2 protein-coding genes are annotated in these 1,595 nt (G+C 45.8%); both read left to right on the forward strand.

Annotated elements, in window-relative coordinates; translation table 11 throughout:
- On the forward strand, nt 1–923 hold a 923-nt coding region (locus EAE89_RS22770), incomplete at its 5' end, for a VENN motif pre-toxin domain-containing protein (RefSeq protein WP_214086643.1).
- On the forward strand, nt 923–1,243 hold the full coding sequence (gene imm45, locus EAE89_RS22775; RefSeq protein WP_149617625.1) for an Imm45 family immunity protein: 321 nt from the start codon (nt 923–925) through the stop codon (nt 1,241–1,243). The genes EAE89_RS22770 and imm45, both read left to right, overlap by 1 nt.
- Nucleotides 1,244–1,595: the final 352 nt, after the last annotated feature.

Here is a 1,595-nt window from a genome sequence, read left to right on the forward strand (position 1 = left end):
GGGCCAAAGTCAGTGAGTTAACGGAGGAGCAGAAGCAAACTATCAGCACCCTTTCCACGCTGGCCGCGGGATTAGCCGGCGGCATTGCCGGTGACTCCACCGCCAGCGCCGTTACCGGGGCACAGGCGGGGAAGAATGCAGTGGAAAATAATTATCTGAGCAGTAAGCAAATAGATGATTGGTCTGCGGAAATGAAGTCCTGCCAAGCAGGTGGCGGTGACTGTGAAGGTATCATTAAAAAATATGAGGAGTTGAGTACCGCACAACAGAAACAGCTAATAAGTGACTGTGCTGCTAGCCCGGCGAGCTGCCAGCAGAAGTACGGTAATGTGCTGACCGATAGTCTGACAGTGAAACAGGCGATAGATCGTGCCTTGGGTGAAGATATCCCGATCAAAATGGTCTACGATCTGACGGCGACCTTTGCGCAGCAAATGCAAGCAGAAGGTGTTGTTGCTACAAACAAAGTCTCTGAGGCTCTCCAGAAGGAATACGGTCTGGATGAGGTTCAGGCGGGTATTGTAGCGAGTGCAGCGGCATCGGCGTTTGGTGGGATTAGTAAGGCTAGTAATAGACTTCCACCGATTAATTCCAGCACAAAAATTGCGACGGGACAAAGCGTAGGCAGTTTCGAAAAAAGTTTAGTGGGACTTCCTCCGGGAGAACGTGTTGCTATTGTAAAACAAACTGCTGCAAAAGTTATTGTCGAGCAAGGTATGGTTAAAGATAGCAAATTAACCCAAATGAACGGTGGACGCGATGTGTACAAAGGTAAAGATGGAAATCTGTATGCTCTTGATACACAGCATGGCCGATTTGAAGTTGTTTCTCCAAAAGGTAAGCACTTAGGTGAAGTTGACTTCTCTATGCAAATGAGAAAATCGGCTGATACATCCGGCGGTCATAATTTGAAGGTAAAATAATGAAACTCATCGATCGTATAGAAAAATATATATCCAGAGGAACCGTATTCAGGTTGCCGGCAACATGGCCCTATGAAGAACAAGTTGATTTTATGGTTTTTGAAACTCAGGATGATGAACGCCCATATGGATTAATTGTCTCTTCTGGATATAAGGCTGGGTTGATATTGGTAAAACTACCAGCAGAATGTAGTTTAATTGAAACAAGGGGATTAAGCACCCAATGGATTATAGATAACTGGGCAAAATGGATTTACCCAGAATGTGATGTCAGTGACGTCTATGTACTCGAACGATATATAGCAACTCCAGTTGCCTGAATATAAACCTTGGCTTCGTAAACTACACTGTAAATGTTGGACAACCATCTGACCATTTAAGGTGTAGTTGATTAAGTCGGAGCAAAGTGGCTTACAGGCTAAAAAGTCGCATCGGGGCGTTGTGGGTCGAGCCTCAAACCACACTGGGAAAAACGGGTTGTAACTGACTGAGAACATTGAGAAAATCAGCGTCCGGCGGTCAACTTCGCAATGGAATGCGTTGTTGTGGACAATAATGCCCTAGCGAGTGTACTGGCGGCGGCAGAAGCGAATAAAAAAGGCACAGTTGAGAAATGGCAACAGGACAAGCAAACCGAAATCCAGAAAGCCTGTAGTGGTAACACGCCACTTT

Origin of the sequence: Photorhabdus heterorhabditis (assembly GCF_018448905.1) — a bacterium.
GTDB classification, from domain to species: domain Bacteria; phylum Pseudomonadota; class Gammaproteobacteria; order Enterobacterales; family Enterobacteriaceae; genus Photorhabdus; species Photorhabdus heterorhabditis.

Excerpts from the sequence above, each read along its gene's own strand:
- imm45 (WP_149617625.1), top strand. The coding sequence starts at position 923 with ATGAAACTCATCGATCGTATAGAAAAATATATATCCAGAGGAACCGTA.